This window comes from Thauera sp. WB-2 (assembly GCF_027594845.1).
Taxonomy (GTDB): domain Bacteria; phylum Pseudomonadota; class Gammaproteobacteria; order Burkholderiales; family Rhodocyclaceae; genus Thauera; species Thauera mechernichensis.
The window spans coordinates 169,927-187,621 of record NZ_CP088935.1 but is presented as its reverse complement, the minus strand read 5'-3'; the positions used below and the strand labels follow the sequence as shown (position 1 = coordinate 187,621).

Below are 17,695 nucleotides of genomic sequence, written 5' to 3'. Positions count from 1 at the left end.
GTGTGAAAGCCACTAAGCTCTCTGTCAGCGGACATCCAGGCCGCAGTGACCGGAGACAGCCCATGAACAAGATCGTCATTGCCCCCGATTCGTACAAGGAGAGCCTTTCGGCGCTGGAAGTGGCGCACGCCGTCGAGGCGGGCTTCCGCCAGGTTTTTCCCGATGCCGAGTACGTTCTGGTGCCGGTGGCCGACGGCGGTGAGGGTACGGTCGATGCCATGGTCGCCGCGACCGATGGGCGCCGCGAGAAGGTCACCGTCACGGGGCCGCTCGGTGATTGCGTCGAAGCCTTTTACGGCCTTACCGGCGATGGCGACACCGCTGTGATCGAGATGGCCGCGGCCAGCGGCCTCGCCCTGGTGCCTCCGGCACGTCGTGATCCCCGCCTCACCACCTCGCGCGGCACCGGGGAGCTGATCCGCGCAGCGCTCGACGCCGGCGCGCGCCGCTTCATCCTTGGCATCGGCGGCAGTGCCACCAACGACGGTGGTGCGGGCATGGTGCAGGCGCTTGGCGCCCGCTTGCTCGATGCGCAGGGGCGGGACATCGGCGCTGGCGGCGGTGCGCTCGCCGCGCTCGCGCGCATCGACGTCTCCGCACTCGACCCCCGCCTGGCCGAGTGCCGCATCGAGGTTGCGTGCGACGTGGATAACCCGCTCACCGGTGCACGCGGTGCCTCGGCGGTGTTCGGCCCGCAGAAGGGCGCCACGCCAGCGATGGTGCAGACCCTGGACGCCAACCTCGCCCACCTGGCCCGCATCGTCGAGCGCGACCTCGGCGTGGCGGTCGATAGCGTGCCTGGCGCGGGCGCAGCCGGTGGCACTGGGGCGGCGATGCTGGCCTTTTTCGGCGCCAGCCTGAAGCCCGGCATCGAGATCGTCACTGCCGCAGTGGATCTCGATGCCCATGTGCGCGATGCCGATCTGGTGATCACAGGCGAAGGCCGCATCGACTTCCAGACGGTCCATGGCAAGACCCCGATCGGGGTCGCTCGCGTCGCCAAGCGCCACGGCAAGCCGGTGATCGGCATCGCCGGTTCGCTCGGTGCCAATGTCGGTGTGGTCCACGCACACGGCATCGATGCCGTGTTCAGCGTGCTCAGCAGGCCATGCACGCTGGATGAGGCGCTCGGTGAAGCCGCCGCCAACGTCGAGCTGACAGCGCGTAACGTGGCGGCAGTGCTGCGCCTGGGCGCCCTTGCCCAGTCCTGAACATGAATCTGCCTGATTCACTGGAGAACACGATGCACGCTGACCCCCTGCTGACCAAGGACCACCCATTGCGCGAGGACATCCGCCTGCTCGGGCGTGTCCTGGGCGACACCGTGCGCGAGCAGGAGGGCGATGCGACCTTCGACTGCATCGAACAGATCCGCCAGAACTCGGTGCGCTTTCGCCGCGACGACGACATTGCGGCCCGGCGCGAGCTCGAGGACATCCTCGATGCGCTGTCGCGCGACCAGACGATCCAGGTCGTGCGCGCCTTCAGCTACTTCTCGCACCTGGCCAACATCGCCGAGGACCAGCACCACATCCGGCGCTCGCGCGCGCACCTGGTGGCGGGCTCGGCCCCGCGCGAGGGCAGCCTGCCGCACGCGCTGCAGGCGGTGTTCGACAGCGGCGTGACCGATGCTGCAGGCCTGGTCGCGTTCTTTGACGGTGCGCTGGTGTCGCCGGTGCTCACCGCCCACCCCACCGAGGTGCAACGAAAGAGCATCCTCAACTGCGAGACCGTGATCGCGCGCCTGCTCGACGAGCGCGACCGCATGCAGCTCACCCCCGAGGAGGCCGCCGCCAGCGACGAGGCGCTGCGCCGCGCGGTGCTCACGCTGTGGCAGACGCGCATGCTGCGCACCGCCAAGCTGTCGGTGATCGACGAGGTCAATAACGGCCTGTCGTATTTCGACACCACCTTCCTGCGCGAGCTGCCGCGTCTGTACGCCAGCCTGGAAGACCGCCTGGCCGCGGCCGACCCGGCGCTGGGCGCGCCCGAGCTGGCCGCCTTCGTGCAGGTGGGCAGCTGGATCGGCGGTGATCGCGACGGCAACCCCTTCGTCACCGCCGAGGTGCTCGAGCGCGCGCTCGCCATGCAGGCGGCCGTCGCCCTGGGCTACTACCTCACCGAACTGCACACCCTGGGCTCGCAGCTCTCGCTCGGGCTGGGCCTGGTCTCCGCCTCGGAGGCGCTGCTGGCGCTGGCCGAGCGCTCGCCCGACCACTCGCCGCACCGCAGCGACGAACCCTACCGGCGCGCCATCACCGGCATCTACGCCCGCCTGGCGGCCACCTACCAGGCGCTGCTCGGGCACGCCCCGGCCCGCCCCGCAGTGGCCGCGGCCGAGCCCTATGCCGGCGCCGACGCGCTCGCCGAGGACCTCGACACTCTGCACCACTCGCTGGTGGCCAACGGCTCGGCCGCGCTCGCGCGCGGGCGGCTGCGCCACCTGCGCCGCGCGGTGAAGGTGTTCGGCTTTCATCTCGCGCCGCTCGACCTGCGCCAGAACTCGGACGTGCACGAACGCGTGGTCGCCGAGCTGCTCGAAGTGGCCCGTCCCGGCACTGCCTATTCCAGCCTTGACGAGGCCGCGCGCTGCGCGCTGCTGCTCGAAGAGCTCGCCACCGCGCGCCCGCTCGCCTCGCCCCACGTCGCCTACTCCGAGGAGAGCGCGGGCGAGCTCGCCATCTTCCGCGCCGCGCGCGGCATCCACCAGCGCTACGGCAGCGCCGCCATCCGCAACTGCATCATCTCCAAGACCGACGACGTCTCCGACCTGCTCGAGCTGGCCGTGCTGCTGAAGGAGGCCGGCCTGCTGCGCCCGCTCGAGAACGCGCTCGACGTGAACATCGTGCCGCTGTTCGAGACCATCGGCGACCTGGAGAACGCCGCCGGCGTGATGGAACGCCTGTTCTCGATCCCGGCCTACCGCGGCCTGCTCGAGGCGCGCGCCCACACCCAGGAGGTCATGCTCGGCTACTCGGACAGCAACAAGGACGGCGGCTTCCTCACCTCGGGCTGGGCGCTGTACAAGGCCGAGGGCGAGCTGGTGGCCACCTTCGCCCGCCACGGCGTGCGCCTGCGCCTGTTCCACGGCCGCGGCGGTTCGGTGGGGCGCGGCGGCGGGCCGAGCTACCAGGCCATCCTCGCTCAGCCCGAGGGCGCGGTGCAGGGCCAGATCCGGCTCACCGAGCAGGGCGAGGTGATCGGCGCCAAGTACGGCAACCCGGAAGTGGGCCGGCGCAACCTCGAGGTGCTGGTGGCCGCCACGCTCGAGACCAGCCTGCGCCCGGCCAGCGCCGCGCCCACCCCGGCGGCCTTCCTCGAGGCCATGCAGGCCTTGTCGGACGCCGCCTTCGCCGCCTACCGCGGCCTGGTCTACGAGACCGAGGGCTTCGAGCGCTACTTCTGGGAATCGACCGTGATCAGCGAGATCGCCGCGCTCAACATCGGCAGCCGCCCGGCCTCGCGCAAGAAGAGCACCGCCATCGAGGATCTGCGCGCCATCCCCTGGGTCTTCAGCTGGTCGCAGTGCCGGGTGATGCTGCCGGGCTGGTACGGCTTTGGCAGCGCGGTGCAGGCCTTGCTCGCCCGCCAGCCCGCGGACGGCCTGGCGCTGCTGCAGCGCATGAACCGCGAGTGGCCCTTCTTCCAGACCCTGCTGTCGAACATGGACATGGTGCTGGCCAAGACCGACCTCGCGATCGCCAGCCGCTACGCCGAGCTGGTCAAGGACGCCGCGCTGCGCGAGGCGATCTTCGGGCGCATCCGCGCCGAGCACCAGGCCACCGTCGAGGCGGTGCTCAAGATCACCGGCCAGGCCGCGCTGCTCGACGGCAACCCACTGCTCAAGCGCTCGATCCGCAATCGCTTCCCCTACCTGGACCCGCTCAACCACGTCCAGGTCGAGCTGCTGCGCCGCCACCGCGAAGCCGCCGCCGCTGCCGGCAGCGACGAGCGCACCCGCAACGGCATCCATATCTCGATCAACGGCATCGCGGCGGGCTTGCGCAACAGCGGCTGATGTCCGTGCCTGTGGGGCTTGTGCGCGGGTGACCCTGTCACTGTTGCTCTTCCTTCTGCCGCCGGCCAGCGGCTGAAACAGCACGCTGGTCGGAACAATGCCGTTTGGGTCAATCGGGCTGGCAGGCTCGTAGTACCATCGAGCAGCGATAGGCTTGGGGGTAGGACCCTCGCCCCGACGACAACAGCCGGAGACTGTCTTGCCGCGGCACTCCTTGAGAATGCAGGTCATGCCATGGCCGCTGAATACGATTCGTGCCGCGATCGTGGTATTGACCCTGTTCGCGCTCGTTTTCGGGTGGTCGGACATGTTGCGCAGCATGGACCAGACCGAGGCGGCAACGGTCGAGCGCGCGCGCCATCAGGCGCGTGGGCAGGCGAAGGCCGTGGGGGAACTGGTGCAGGCAAGGCTCGACAGCCTGGACCTGGCCATCAGGTCGGTGCGCGCGGCCGTCTCCGACGGCCATGCCGCCATCGAGCGCCAGACCCGGCTTGCGCTGCAGGACATGCCGAGCAATTTCGTGCTCCAGTTGTTCATCATCGACCACGATGGTTACCTGAGCTACTCCTCGCTTGGTCCGTCACCGCGCAACTATCTTGGCGATCGCGACTACTACGCCCGCCTGGCGCACGCCGAGGATGACATCCTCGTCGTCAGCGAACCCGTGCTCGGGCGGCTGACCCAGCGCTGGAGCATCCAGGTCGCGAGGGCGATCCGCGACAATGGCGTGTTCGCGGGCGTGGTGTCGATTGCGGTGTCGGTCGAGACCTGGGCCGAGACGCTGGCGCAACTCGAGCCGGGGCGGAGAGACATGCTGACGCTGGTCGGTCGCGATGGCGAACTGTTGATGCGCTCGCTGAGCGGGCCTGAACACTACGGCAAGCAGTTGCGTCTGAGGCGCGACTTCATCGATCAGCCAGCGCTTATGGAAGGCGACTACCTTGCCGAGAGTGTCGCTGATGGCGTTTCCCGCATTTTTGGCTGGAGCCGTTTGTCGTCCGGCTTGGTCATGGTTTCGGGCCTGGCGCTCGATGACGTGCTCGCGCCGGTCAGGAAGGCGCGCGAGCAGGGCATCACGCGAGGAGTGTTCCTGAGCATCTTCTTCCTGCTCGCCGTCTCCGGGCTCCTCTATGCACTCGCGCGCTCGGCACAGGTGATGCGCCGGCTGGCCGTGCGCGAGGCACGCACCAGGAATCTGGTGGACAACATGGCCGAGGGCATCATGGTGGTCGATGATGCGATGCGCATCGTCGCTTCCAACCCGGCCCTGTGTGAGATCAGCGGTCACACCGAGGAGGTGCTCCACGGCGCAAGCCCCGCGATGCTGTGCGGCGAGACGACAGCGGCTGACGATCTGCTGGCCCTGCTGGACGTGGAGGGCGAGGACATGCGTGGTGGTGACTTCGTCGGCATGAGACCTGACGGCGCCCGCTACATTGCTCATGCACGCGTGACGCGGATGAGCAGCGACGAAGGCGGACGCCACAAGCGGCTGGTGCTGGTTGCCGACGTCACCGAATCCCGGCGCGAGGCGGATGACATCTGGCGACGTGCCAACTTCGACATGCTGACCGGCCTGCCCAATCGCGCCCTCCTGCTCGATCGGCTGGAGCGCATGATCCTGCACGCCCGGCGCGAAGGCTCGGAAGTCATCGCACTGTTCGTCGATCTCGATCTGTTCAAGCCGATCAACGATCGTTTTGGCCATGCTTTCGGTGACCGCTTGCTGTGCCAGGTCGCGCGGCGCCTGGAACAGCTGTTTCGCAGCGAGGATACCGTGGGGCGTCTGGGCGGCGACGAGTTCGTCGTGCTGATCCCTGCCAACCCGGCGCGCGATCTCGCGGGGCAGTCTGCCCAGAAGCTCGTAGACCGCCTGTCCGAGCCTTTCGAGATCGACGGTGAAGTGGTGAGCATCTCAGCCAGTGTTGGTGTGGCCTTCTATCCGCGCGATGCCGAGACACCAGCCGACCTCATTGCCGAGGCCGACGCCGCGATGTACCGCGCCAAGCACGCGGGGCGTGCCACCTGGCGCGCCTGAGCCGTTCAGTCATCCGCCCTGGCGAGAACGAAGCGGCTGCACTGCACGGCGACGAGTTGCAGACGGTTTCCGGTGCCGGCGTAGAACAGGGACCCCAGTGCGCGCCCATCCTGCCAGGGCTCGTGCATGGCAAGCGACCCACGCAGCCCCTCGAAGGCGACGGCATCCGGATCGATGGCGTGGAAATCCACCAGGCGGAGCGCGCCTGCGGCATCGTGCAGCGTCTCAAAATGCAGTGCTGTGGCGAGGTCCGGTGACGCATCGCTGAGGCCGGCTGCAAAGCGCGCGCTCTCGGCCTGACCCGGTGCGGGCCAGAGAAACTCCGGAGTGACGATCTCGAAGCGGGTGATGGCGGCCGGTGCGCCCGCTGCCGGCTGCAGCAGGCGGAGTACGAGACGCGTGTGGTCGCTGTCCTTCAGCTCGCTGCAGATCAGTTCGAGTTCATGATCGGCTTCCGTGCCGGGGCCGATGGCCGCAGTGACGATCTCGGCCGCGTACGCGCCGGCGGGTGCAAGCAGGGCGATGGCGATGCAGGTGCAAGCGATGGCGCGTGCCCGCTTGCATGCAGCCGGCGTCGGGGTGTGGGCGGTGTCCATCTGCGCGGCGTCCGAGGGGGCGGGTGGCCGTCATTATGCCGTGCCCTGCCGCCGCTGGTTCTGCGTCTGCTCGAGCAGGCTTGAATTGCGCCATTCCATGGGCTTAAGTTGGAGCGGGACGGACGACCGGAGAGGGGACATGTCGATCACGCGTGAAGTGCTCACCCGCATGGGGGCCAGTGCGGCGAACGCCGACAAGTACCTCGATAGTCTCAATGCCGCGATGGCGGTGCATGGCATCGACTCCAGCCTGCGGGTCGCCCATTTCCTTGCCCAGCTCATGCATGAGTCGGGGATGCTGAAGACCACGGTCGAGAACATGAACTACTCGGCCGAGCGCTTGCAGGCGGTGTTCCCGCGTTACTTTCCCACTGCTGCGGAGGCCGCAGCGCATGCCAACCAGCCCGAGCGCATCGGGAATCGTGTCTATGGCGGGCGCATGGGCAATGGTGCCGAGGCCACGGGCGACGGCTACCGCTACCGCGGTCGTGGCCTGATCCAACTCACGGGCAAGAGCAACTATCGCGCGTTCTCGGCCTGGATCGGCGATGACGTCGTCGCCATGCCCGAGCGTGTGGCCACCCAGTATGCAGTCCAGTCCGCAGTGTATTTCTGGGAGCGGAACGGTCTCAATGCGCTTGCCGATGTCGATGACCTGAGTACGATCACGCGACGCGTCAATGGCGGCCTGAATGGCTTTGCCCACCGCCGCGAACTGCTCGAGAAGGCCAGGCGCGCGCTTGCCGAGCTTGCCGCGCGCGGGGCGGTCGAGCTGCATGCGGGCCCGGTGTTCAAGGCAACGCACAAGGTGGTGCCCGCTGCCCTGAATCTGCGTACTGCGCCGCGTGCCGCGGACAATACACGCATGGCGACGCTGGCGCAGGGCTGCCTGGTCGAAGTGCTGGGCGCGGCGGATGCCGATGTCTGGGTGCGCGTGCGGATCCTGCTCGATGGTGTGCTGCGCGAAGGCTTCGTTGCTGCGCGCTTCCTCGAGCCCCTGGTGCGCGGCCGTGCGCGCACCGCCGTGGCCTCCGAGGCGGCTGCGGCGAGCTTGCCGGCTGCACACATGCAGCAGGGACGTGCCGATATCACGCGCGCGCGTGACGGTGGGCGCGCCTACCCGCTCGGCGAGGAGGGACGACCGGCGCGCGGCGGACGCACGACGCAGGCGCGTGCGGCGGCGCTGGATGCCATTGTCGATTATCTGGACGTCGCTGCGCCCGCCCATCGGCGTTATCAGCCCCAAGGCGGGGCGACCTATTGCAACATCTATGCGACCGATTTTGCCTACCTTTGCGGGGCCTACCTGCCGCGGGTGTGGTGGTCCGGCCCGGCCCTGCGCCGCATCGCCGCGGGTGAGACGGTGGCGGTCAGCTACGGGCAGACTGTGCGCGAACTCAACGCCAACGCCCTGTTCGACTGGCTGGAAGACCATGGCACCGCTTTCGGCTGGGTGCGTGAGGTCGATCCGACCCTGCTCCAGGCCGCCGCCAATGCAGGTGAGGTGTGCCTGATCGTCGCCCAGCGCCGCGACCTCAACAGCCCGGGCCACATTACCGTCGTCGTCCCCGAGCGCGACGGCGCTGTTGCCCGCCGCAATGCCCGCGGCGAGGTCGTGCAGCCGCTCGAATCCCAGGCTGGGACACGCAACGTGCTGCGGGCGCCTGCTGCCAATGCATGGTGGTTGCATGCGCGCTTTCGCGCCCATGCTTTCTGGCGTCATCCTTGAACCAGGCGCCACCCTCCGGCCTGACCCCAACCCTCATCCGGGAGCATCCCCATGGCCAGACGCAAGGCTGCCCGCGCCGCCCGTACCCTGCTCAAGCTGCCGCTGTCGACGCCCGCTTCGGCGTTGGCCGACGCCCGCCCGCCATCGCTTCTCAGCCTGCCAGGCAGCCGTGCCGATGGCAGCGATGCGCTTGCGCTCGTGCCTGGCCTCGAGGTTACCGAAGTGCTGGAACTGGCTGCTGCCAGCCGTAGCGAGGAAGCGCCCGTTGTCCATGGCCTGGACGAGGATGCGGGCCTGCTCGCCCTGGAGGCGGAGGATGGCACGACCATCTTCATTCGCGCCGATGCGCTTGCAGAACAGCTCGCGCGCACCCGGCCCGAACTCGTCGATGCGGATGGCGCGGTCGACTTCGCCGGTTTCCGCGACACCCAGGACAGCACCCGCGGTGCGCTGGGCTGGGTATGGCGGCGGGTGAGCCGGCTGCACCTGCCCGAGGATGCAGTGGGCAAGGCGGCCAAGGACAAGCTGCTCGATCTTGCTGGCGGCAAGGTCGAGGACTGGGCGGCAGCCTGGGCCTCGCGCAAGGGCGCGACCGCACTGATGGCGATGATCGAGGACCGGCTGGCAGGCGAACCCGGTCTGTACGCCTGGGATGGCGGCGCGCTCGCCCGCGAGGATCTGTGCCGGGCGGGCGACGCGCGCCTGGACAGGGCGGCCAGGGCGGGCGCCTTGCTTGTCTTCATCCACGGTACCGGTTCGCACATCCTGGGCGGCTTCGGCGATCTGCGCGGCAGTTCAGCGTGGGCGGTGCTCAAGGAGCGCTTCGGCGATCGCATCTTCGGCTACGAGCACCGGACCTTCTCCCAGAGCCCGATCGACAATGCGCTGGCGCTGGTGGAGACCTTGCCAGCCGGGAGTACGATCAGCCTGGTGACGCATTCACGCGGCGGTCTGGTTGGTGACCTGCTGTGCCTGGACGGTGGCGATGGTGCGCTGGATGCCCTGATCGACGACTACCGCAGCAGCATGCCCGCGCTGGCAGCGCTGCGGGGCAGTGCCAAGGCGGACGCTGAGGCCGACACCGAAGCCTATGCCGCCGGCGAGCGCGCCAAGCTGCGCCGCCTTGCCGCCCTGCTGGTCGAGCGCGCCATCACGGTCGAGCGCTATGTGCGCGTGGCCGCGCCCGCGCGCGGCACCGCGCTGCTGTCCGACAACCTCGACGTGTTCCTGTCCGGGCTGCTCAACCTGGTGCGGCGCGCCGGATCGTGGGGTGTGGGCGCGGCGGTCGGCGTGCTGGCGCCGGCCGCGGCGGCCAAGGCCAAGGCGGTGGCCGATCGTGGCCTGCAGTTTCTCGCCCGCGTGGTGCTCGAGATTGCCGACAAGCGCCTGCAGCCGCAGGTGGTGCCGGGCATCGAGGCGATGCTGCCCGAAGCGCCGATGGGCATGCTGCTTGGCCGCGCCCGCATCGCCGCGACCGTGAAGGTGGGCGTCATCGCGGGTGATATCGAGGGGGGCGGTGTATTGCAGCGTATCGGCGTGATGTTCGTCGATTGGGCGCTGTTCGACCGCGCGCGCAACGACCTGGTGGTGGACACCGACTCGATGTACGGCGGCCTGGTGGCGCGTGCGGCCACTGCCGACAGTGGCGCCGAGACACTGGCGGACGGCCCGGTCGCGGCCAGCCTGCCGGCACACCGTGCGATCTTCGTGCAAGGGCCGGAGGTCAATCACTTCCGCTATTTCCGCGACGAGGTTCAGCGCGACGGCGTGCCCTTGCCGGCCGCGCTCGCCGCCTGGCTGCGTGCAGGCGCGTTGGCGGACAAGGACCCGGCGCTGGCGGCCTGGGCGCCACTGGCGCTGCCGGTGATCGACCCTGCGCTCGCCACCCGCGCCAGCCGGGGCGAGCCCGAGCCGGCCGCCAACACCGTGCCGGTGCTGTTCTTCCTGCCCGGCATCATGGGCTCGCACCTGGCTGCGGATGGGCGGCGGATCTGGCTCGACCCGATCGAACTGGCGCGCGGCAGGCTGGTGCGCATTGCCATCGACAGCAGCAAGGCGGTGAGTCCGGCCGGCCTGGTCGGCATGGCCTACGGTCGGCTCGCCGGCTACCTCGAGTCCGGCCACCGCGTGATCCGCCACGACTACGACTGGCGCCAGCCGATCGCCGAGCTCGGCAAGGCGCTCGCCGGGCGCCTGCGCCAGGCCTTGCAGGACCACCCCGACCAGCCGTTGCGCATCCTGGCGCACAGCATGGGCGGGCTGGTGGTGCGCGCGGCGTTCGCGGCCGACCCCGGCCTGTGGGCCGAGATCGTCGCCCGTCCCGGCCAGGGTGTGCGCCTGCTCATGCTCGGCACGCCCAACCAGGGCTCGCACCTGCTGGTCGAGACCCTGCTAGGCCAGTCCGACACCATCCGCATGCTCGCCCGCCTGGACCTGCGCCAGGGCCTGCAGGCCGTGCTCGACATCGTCGCCGGCTTCCCCGGTGCCGTGCATCTGCTGCCTGCGCCCGGCTTTGTCGACAGCGGCGGCGTGGCGCCCAAGGACTACTATCGCGCCGAGACCTGGGCTGAGCTCGGCGCGATCAATGATGACTTCTGGTTCGGCCGTCGCCTTGCCGGCAAGCCGACCCAGCGCGTGCTAGACAAGGCACGCGCGTTCTGGACTGCAGTCGCCGATACCGGCTGGGTCGCGCAGGCGCCCGAACGCATCGCTTACGTGTTCGGCAACGCGGACAACACGCCCTGCGGCCTGGTCCTGCTCGACGAGGGCAGCCGGCCCTTCGTGCGCATGCGCGGCACGCCCCATGGCGACGGTTCGGTGACCTGGGCCTCGGGGCGGCTTGCCGGCCTGCCGGACGAGCGCTGCTGGCACATGGCCGCCGACCACATGGGGCTGACCAGCACGGCGGATCATTTTGCCGACATCGAGGCCCTGCTCACGCGCGGGACACCGCTGCGCCTGGGCCGGCTGCCGCTCAGCCGCAGCGAGACGGCGCGCGTCCCCGTGCGTGACTACCGCGCCGGGCCACCGCCCGCCTGGCCGACCGAGGCCGAGCTCGCCAGCCGTGCGCTCGGCGGCCGTGTTCCGGCGCTGCCGCAGCGGCGACGCAGCGTGCTGCGCGTGGGTGTGCGCGCGATGGATCTGCGCTTCGTACAGATCCCGCTGCTGTGCGGGCATTACCGTGGTGACCCGATCGCGGGCGCCGAGGCCGTCATCGACCGCTGGCTGGTCGATGGTGCCCTCAGCCACCGCCAGCGCCTGGGCATCCATTCCGGCGAGCTGGGCGATGCGACCGTGGTTTTGATGCCGCGCAGCGCCGAGGAGCGCCTGCGCGGCACCAGCCGTGGCGCGGTGGTGGTCGGCCTGGGCGAGATGGGGGCGCTCGGTGCCGAGGGGGTGACCGAGGCCGTGCGGGCCGGCGCGCTGCGCTACCTGCTGCATGCGTCCGACCGCTACGGCGAGGACCATTGCGATGGCCGCGGCCGTCAGCCCGATACTGCGATTCCGCTGCGCCTCGCAAGCCTGCTGGTCGGCAGCAACTCCGCGGCCAGCCTGGACGTCGGCGAGGCGGTGAAGGCGGTGGTGCGCGGCGTGCTGCTCGCCAATCGCGACTACGCCCAGTGCGCCAAGGCGCGCAGAGGGCCGGTCGGGCGCATTGTCGAACTGGAGTTGATCGAGCTCTATCGTGATGCCGCCATCTCTGCGGCCCATGCAGTGAGCGTGCTCGACAAAAGCCTCGCCGCCGAACTCGAGCGCCTGGGCGCCCGCCTCGACCTGTCCGAGCCGCTGCGCCATGGCGAAGGCGTGCGCCAGCGCCTGAGCGTGACCCCCTTCGGCGACTACTGGCCGCGCCTTGCGGTCACCGATGCCGACGGCGAGACCGCAGCATTGATCGATGCGCCCACGCCGCTGATCCGCCATGCCCGGCGCTTCCGCTTCACCTTCATGGGCGAGAAGGCGCGTGCAGAAGTTGTCGTGCAAGCGCGCCAGCCCGGTCTCATCGAACGCCTGGCCGATGAAGCACTGACCGGGCCTGCGTCTACCCGCTACCGCGGCGGTGAGGGCAGCTTCGGCCACACCCTGTTCCAGCTGCTGGTGCCGGTGGAGTTCAAGGCGGCAGCGCGCAAGGCGCGCAACCTGATCCTGGTGGTCGACGAAAGCACCGCCAACTTGCCCTGGGAACTGATGGAGGATGACGGCGAGCCGCTGGTGAGCCGCAGCCGCATGGTGCGCCAGTTCATGACCCGCAGCTACCGGCACAATGTCGTGCGTACCGACGCCATGACGGCCTGCGTCATCGCCAACCCGAGTACCGAGGGATACCACGTGCAGTTCGGCGGGCCGGGCTGGAAGCCTCGCGTGGATGCCGACGGCACGCCGCGCCCCGACCGCCTGCCCAGTCTGGAGGGCGCTGTGCGCGAGGGTGAGGCCGTGGTGCGCATCCTTGAGGGTGCCGGCTATACGGTGAGCCATGCGCCGCCGGACGCGCTGGCCGGCGATGTGTATGCCCGTCTCTTTGCGCGCCCCAGCCGCGTGCTGGTGATTGCCGCGCATGGCATCCACGCCTGCCGTGCCGCTGACGGCAGCTACCGCAGCGGGGTCGTGCTGTCCGATGGCTTGTTGCTGACCGCAGCCGAGATTGCCCTGATGGAGACGGTACCCGACCTCGTCTTCCTGAGCTGCTGCCACCTCGGCAAGGTCGACGTTGCACAGGGTGCGCACCGTCTGGCTGCCAGCCTGGCGCGCGAGCTCATCGACATGGGTGTGCGCTGTGTGGTCGCAGCCGGCTGGGAGGTGCGCGACGATGCGGCGCAGACCTTTGCCGAGCGCTTCTTCAGCGCGATGGCGATCGAGGGCATGCGCTTCGGCGATGCAGTGTTCGAGGCGCGTGCCGAGGCCTTGCACCGCCATCCGGACTGCAACACCTGGGGCGCCTACCAGGCCTATGGCGATCCCGCCTTCCAGCTCCGGGTGGACCAGCGTGCCGAGCGTGAGGACGGGACCTTGCTGGCGCCCGAGGAGTTGCTCGACTGGCTGGACCAACTCTGGCTGGACGGCCACAGCATCCGCGGCGAGCAGCGCGAATCCGGCTTGCGGGCACTGCAGCGCCGCATCGACCGCCGCCTGGGCCGGCTGCCCGCGCAGTGGTTAGCGCGCCCGGATGTGCAGCAGGCGCTCGGCCGCTTGTATGCCGCCTACGGCGATGTGGGCGGTTTCGACGCGGCCCGAGCGCCCTTGCTGCGTGCAATCGCGGAGGACTCGTCGCGAGGGGCGGTGCCGATCGCGGCGATCGAACTGCTGGCCAATGTCGAGGCCCGGCTGGCCGAGCAGCTCAGCCAGCCGGGCGAGGGGCAGGATCTGGTGCGTGCGCTGGGCCTTGTGGATGACGCCATTGCGCGCATGCGCGCGCTGATCCTGATCGCTTCTGCCGCGCCGGCCGTGGCGGACGCATCCTCGCCGCAGGCTGGGATGCCAGCCAGCCTGCAGCGTCAGGCGATCCTGGGCAGCGCCTGGAAGCGGCGCGCCCTGGTGCAGCTGCGCCAGCTACAGGCCGATGCCGGGTTGGTGGCCGACGGCGGCAAGCCTTCCGCACGCGCTGCGGGCACGGCCGCCTGGGCACGTGTGCGCGATGACCTGTTGCGCGCGCATGATGCCTACGCGCTCGGCGAGGGCGATCCGGCGCAGGCCGACTGGAACCCCTACCCGTGCATGAACCGCCTGCAGTTGGGCTGGCTGCTCGGCGAGTCGATCGACGCTGCCGTGCTCGATGCCTGTCTGGCTGCCGCACGCAGGCGCTTTGCGCGCAGCTTCGACTTCTTCGATGGTGCCGTGGTTGCGGACTGCGCGCTTACGCGCTGGCTCGTCGGCGATGTCGTCGAGGAGGAGGACGCCGCGGCCGCCAGGCTGGTGCAGGCCTACCGCGATGCACTGGGCATGCTTGCGGTGTCGCCGCGGCAGCTCGGTTCGGTGGCAAAGCAGCTTGGCTTGCTGGCCGGTTTCCTCGCGTTGCGCGCAGACGCCGGGGATGACCGGCGTGCAGCGGTGCTCGCGGCGGCGGCGGCGGCATTGGGCGAGGGCCTGTCGTGAGGATCGGCAGAGGAGGCCTGCAACACTGAAAGGCTATCGAAAGCACGTCTTCGTATCGTCCGCTCCACTTGGGGCGAGGCGGTTCTGCTCCGGGATAGACGAATCGATAATCGGAGGAGATCGCCGTGATGCTCAAGAAGACCCTTTTTGCCGCCGCTACCGCGGTGTTTGCCACCCTTGCCGCCGGCGTCGCCCACGCCGAGCCGGCCAAGCCCGAGTGCATCGCCCCGGCCAAGCCGGGTGGTGGCTTCGACCTCACCTGCAAGCTGGCACAGAGCGGCCTGCAGGACGGCGGCCTCCTGAAGGCGCCGATGCGCGTCACCTACATGCCGGGCGGCATCGGCGCCGTGGCCTACAACACCGTGATCGCCAACCGCCCCGCCGAAGCCGGTACCATCGTCGCCTTCTCGGGCGGTTCCTTCCTGAACCTGGCGATCGGCAAGTTCGGCAAGTACAACGAGAACGACGTGAAGTGGCTGGCTGCGGTGGGTGCCGACTACGGCGCCATCATCGTGCGCGCCGACGCGCCCTTCCAGAGCCTGAAGGACCTGATCGAGGCCACCCGCGCCAATCCGGGCAAGGTGGTGTATGGCGCTGGCGGTTCGGTCGGCAGCCAGGACTGGATGAAGTCGGCGCTGATCGCGCGCGAGGCCGGCGTCAATCACAAGAACATGCGCTACGTGGCCTTCGAAGGCGGTGGCGAGGCGATGGCCGCGCTCATGGGCGGCCATGTCCAGGCTTACTCCGGCGACGCCTCCGAGGTGCTCGGCCACCTCAAGGGCGGTCGCATCAAGGTGCTCGCCATCCTGGCGCCCGAGCGCCTGAAGGGTGAGCTGGCCGACATTCCGACCGCGATGGAGCAAGGCTACAACGTCGACTGGACGATCACGCGCGGCTTCTACGTTGGCCCCAAGGTGGCCGATGCCGACTACCAGTGGTGGCTGCAGGCCTTCGACACCATGATGGCCACGCCCGAGTTCGACAAGCTGCGCGAGGAGCGCGGGCTCTTTCCCTACCACCTGACGGGTGACGACCTGACGGCCTACGTGCAGAAGGAAGTGGCGCGCTATCGCGAGCTCGCCGCCGAGTTCGGCTTGACGGCGCAGTAAGCCTCGCCGCTCGGGCAAGGGCGCGGGCACGACCCGCCCGCGCCGCGTGCAGGCTCCAGCTGGCGCGCTGCCCCCACTCCTGTCCCCTCCGCGCCTTGCCGGGCGCGGCCCTCACCTGAAGGGAGATCGCCATGAGCGAACGCATCTTCGGCGGCGTGCTGGTGCTCATCAGCCTCGTCGGCCTCTTCATCGCGCGCGGTTTCGAAGCGCCGTTTTCCTATGAGCCGGTCGGGCCGAAGGCCTTTCCGATGATCGTGCTGGCGTTGCTCGGTCTGTTCGCGCTGGCGCTGGTCTTCGGCAAGACCGAGAAGACTGCCTGGGCGCCGGGTCCGGTCATGCAGCGCATCGGCCTGCTGTTCCTGGTCGTGCTCGGCTATGCGCTGCTGTTCGACCGTCTCGGCTTCGTGATCGCCACCGCGCTGGTGACGCTACCGGTCGCGCGTCTGTTCGGCGCGAGCTGGAAGCAGGCGCTGGCGAGCGGCGTCGGCCTCGGCATCGGCCTGTTCTATTTCTTCGACCGCCTGCTCGACGTCGCGCTGCCGACCGGGCTGTGGCTCAACGCGATCACGGGGTAAATCATGGAAACCTTGACGCTTCTCGCCCAGGGCTTCGCCGTCGCGGCGACGCCCGAAAACCTGATGATCGCGCTGATCGGCTGTTTCCTCGGCACCGTCGTCGGCCTGCTACCCGGCCTGGGCCCGATCAACGGCGTGGCCATCCTGCTGCCGATCGCCTTCGCCATGAAGCTGCCACCGGAGTCGGCGCTGATCCTGCTGTGCGCGGTGTATGCCGGCTGCGAATACGGCGGCCGCATCTCGGCGATCTTGCTCAACGTGCCGGGTGATGCCGGCGCGGTGATGACCACGCTCGACGGCTATCCGCTGGCCAAGAAGGGGCTCGCCGGTCCGGCGCTGTCGATGTCGGCGGTGGCGTCCTTCACCGGCGCCATGGTCGCCACCCTGGGCATCGTCGCCTTCGCGCCGCTGCTCGCCGAATGGGCGATCGCCTTCGGTCCGGCGGAATATTTCGTGCTGATGGTGCTGGCGCTGTCCTGCCTGGGCGGCCTGGTGGGCGATTCCCTGCCCAAGGCGATGATTGCCTGCCTGATCGGCCTGCTGCTTTCGACGGTGGGCATCGACTCGAACAGCGGCGTGTATCGCTTCACCTTCGACATGCTGCATCTGGCCGACGGCATTCCCTTCATCGTCATCGTCATCGGCCTGTTCGCCGTCAGCGAGATTTTGCTGATGCTGCAGGGCCTGCATGCCAACCCCGAGCCGATCGCGCTGTCGGGCCGGATGATGTTCAACCTGAAGGAGTTCATGCTCGCCAAGTGGACGATGCTGCGCTCGGCCGTCGCCGGCTTCTTCATCGGCGTGCTGCCCGGCGCGGGCGCCACCATCGCCTCGGCGATGTGCTACGCCAGCGAGCGCCGCATGGCGGGCAAGGATCACCAGTTCGGCGAGGGCGACATGCGTGGCGTGGCCGCGCCGGAGGCGGCCAACAACGCCTCGGCCAACGGTTCGCTGGTGCCGATGCTGACCCTGGGCGTGCCCGGTTCGGGCACCACCGCGGTGATGATGGGTGCGCTCACGCTGTACAACATCACCCCCGGCCCGACCCTGTTCCAGGACCAGCCGGTGATCGTGTGGGGCCTGATCGCTTCGCTCTTCATCGCCAACGTCATGCTGCTGGTGATGAACATCCCGCTCATCCGCGTGTTCGTCAAGTTCCTGTCGATCCCGGTGTGGCTGCTGGTGCCGGGTGTGGCAGCGATCTCGATGGTTGGCGTGTATGCGGTGCATGGCAACACCTTCGACCTCATCGTCGGTGTGCTCGTCGGCGCACTGGGCTATGCACTGCGCGTCATGAACTTCCCGATCGCGCCCTTCATCCTCGGCTTCGTGCTCGGCGACATGATGGAGCAGAACCTGCGTCGCGCGCTGTCGATCAGCGATGGCGAGATCGGCGTGCTGTTCTCCAGCCCGATCGCGATTGGCCTGTGGGTGGCGGCCATCGCCATGCTGGTGGGCCCGCGTGTCGCACGCATGCTCGACAGCCGCCGCGCGGTGGCTCAGGCATGAGTTGAAGACTCACTTCCGCGGATTCCGGCCTCTG

Annotated in this window: 9 protein-coding genes; 8 read left to right on the top strand and 1 reads right to left on the bottom strand. The window is 69.1% G+C overall.

Translation table 11 applies throughout. The features are described 5' to 3' along the window. The first annotated feature begins 62 nt into the window (after window positions 1-62). The 3 genes from LQF09_RS00745 to LQF09_RS00735 all read left to right on the top strand — a co-directional run bounded on the left by LQF09_RS00745 (window position 63) and on the right by LQF09_RS00735 (window position 6,056). Window positions 63-1,211 (top strand): glycerate kinase, encoded by a 1,149-nt coding sequence (locus tag LQF09_RS00745; protein WP_002943487.1) that lies wholly within the window; start codon window positions 63-65, stop codon window positions 1,209-1,211. A 32-nt stretch (window positions 1,212-1,243) separates the two neighbouring features. Next, window positions 1,244-4,018, top strand: coding sequence for a phosphoenolpyruvate carboxylase (gene ppc, locus LQF09_RS00740; RefSeq protein ID WP_270068907.1), 2,775 nt, complete (start codon window positions 1,244-1,246; stop codon window positions 4,016-4,018). 229 nt (window positions 4,019-4,247) lie between these two features. Beyond that, window positions 4,248-6,056: a sensor domain-containing diguanylate cyclase gene (locus LQF09_RS00735; protein WP_270068906.1), complete on the top strand. Its 1,809-nt coding sequence runs from the start codon at window positions 4,248-4,250 to the stop codon at window positions 6,054-6,056. 5 nt (window positions 6,057-6,061) lie between these two features. Here LQF09_RS00735 and LQF09_RS00730 read toward each other — a convergent pair whose 3' ends face one another. Further along, the gene (locus LQF09_RS00730; protein WP_270068905.1) at window positions 6,062-6,652 is read right to left on the bottom strand and encodes a hypothetical protein; all 591 of its coding nucleotides are present in this window, start codon (window positions 6,650-6,652) and stop codon (window positions 6,062-6,064) included. A gap of 139 nt (window positions 6,653-6,791) precedes the next feature. Here LQF09_RS00730 and LQF09_RS00725 point away from each other — a divergent pair, with 139 nt between their 5' ends. From LQF09_RS00725 to LQF09_RS00705, 5 genes are all read left to right on the top strand, one after another. Further along, the gene (locus tag LQF09_RS00725) at window positions 6,792-8,381 is read left to right on the top strand and encodes a glycoside hydrolase family 19 protein (protein WP_270068904.1); all 1,590 of its coding nucleotides are present in this window, start codon (window positions 6,792-6,794) and stop codon (window positions 8,379-8,381) included. 51 nt (window positions 8,382-8,432) lie between these two features. Next, window positions 8,433-14,468 carry a DUF7379 domain-containing protein gene (locus LQF09_RS00720; protein WP_270068903.1) on the top strand — a complete coding sequence of 2,012 codons (6,036 nt, stop codon included), beginning with the start codon at window positions 8,433-8,435 and terminating at the stop codon, window positions 14,466-14,468. A 128-nt stretch (window positions 14,469-14,596) separates the two neighbouring features. Further along, complete coding sequence (locus LQF09_RS00715; protein WP_270068902.1) at window positions 14,597-15,577, top strand: Bug family tripartite tricarboxylate transporter substrate binding protein; 981 nt, start codon at window positions 14,597-14,599, stop codon at window positions 15,575-15,577. 131 nt (window positions 15,578-15,708) lie between these two features. After that, the gene (locus tag LQF09_RS00710; RefSeq protein ID WP_002926289.1) at window positions 15,709-16,152 is read left to right on the top strand and encodes a tripartite tricarboxylate transporter TctB family protein; all 444 of its coding nucleotides are present in this window, start codon (window positions 15,709-15,711) and stop codon (window positions 16,150-16,152) included. A gap of 3 nt (window positions 16,153-16,155) precedes the next feature. Then, window positions 16,156-17,661 carry a tripartite tricarboxylate transporter permease gene (locus tag LQF09_RS00705; RefSeq protein WP_270068901.1) on the top strand — a complete coding sequence of 502 codons (1,506 nt, stop codon included), beginning with the start codon at window positions 16,156-16,158 and terminating at the stop codon, window positions 17,659-17,661. Window positions 17,662-17,695 lie beyond the last annotated feature (34 nt).